Genomic DNA, 1,104 nt, shown 5'->3' with positions numbered 1-1,104 from the left:
TCAATCGAAAAGGCGAAATTCCCCAGCATCATCATCACGCGGGCTTCCTGCCCACCCCGTAATGCGCCTGCACCGCGCTGGCCGGAATCTTCAAATATCGGGATAATTTCACTCACCAGACAAGTCCCCCATCCAGAAGGCTGTTATCACCATTAAAGGCAGAATTGTTTTTCGTCACCGTGGTCACTTCATCGGCAATGGCTTTCTCATACTGTCCCGGCGCGGCATTAATTTCGAAGTGGTACTCAAATTTGCGGTTATCGGTTATCTGCCGTGATGGCGGCTGCTTATCCAGTACATCCATTTTCTGAAGCAGACTTTCCCAGTAGCCGCCCGTGCTCTCGTCTTTCAGAATCACCGGCTCAGCAGGTGAACTGTCTGTTGCAGTAACATTCCTGTCCTGCTGCCCGGCGGGAAAAAGGGGAGCATTCGGATACTTTTCCCCTGCGCGGGCGCTTTCTCCTTCCCCCTGGCTGTACGTCAGCCCTGATGGTTCTCTTTCCCACTGGCTGGCAGATGTTACCGGCTCATGCGCGTAATTATCCCAGGCTCCGGCACTGCTTTCCGGTTCCTCTTTAACGGTTTGCGCGACATGGTCCTTATTTTGCTGTAGCGCCGCATTCCAGTTTAAAAGCGAATCGCCGCCTTCCGGTGACAGGTATTTATCAAGCGATTTGTTAAACGCCTCATCGTCGCTGTCAGGACCGAACCATCCACGGGTATCGTTCCATGACTCTTTTACTTTTTCTGGCAAGTCAGGATGAGTTGCCAGTTGCTGCGAAAACCATTCTCCCTGGCCTGTCTGCTCAGCTCTGAGGCGAGCCATATTCATTCCGTTACCAGCCAGCGTTTTCAATACATCGCGCTGGTCATTTCGTTCATCCGGAAGCAACCAGGACAGTTTTTTAGCCAGCGCGTAAATAATTTTGCCGACAAAAACCACCCCCTGCCCGAACGACAGAACGCCGGGATAAAGCTCATTTCGCAGGAAAGTCACAATGCGCTTGATCCCGCCACCTTTGAACCAGTCGGCAAGATCATTCGTCAGGTTACGGATATCTGGCGCTAGTTCATTTCCCAGTTGCCCGGAAATTTCTGCGACCG

General features: G+C 52.2%; 1 pseudogene. It reads right to left on the bottom strand.

The features are described from left to right. Window positions 1-112: 112 nt before the first annotated feature. Window positions 113-1,104: pseudogene (locus tag OH663_RS25985) on the bottom strand (hypothetical protein); the annotation flags it as partial.

Origin of the sequence: Citrobacter sp. Marseille-Q5395, from assembly GCF_947057495.1 — a bacterium.
GTDB lineage: Bacteria > Pseudomonadota > Gammaproteobacteria > Enterobacterales > Enterobacteriaceae > Citrobacter > Citrobacter murliniae.
Note: the sequence above shows the minus strand (reverse complement) of the source record. Positions and strands in the feature narration are given on the sequence as shown.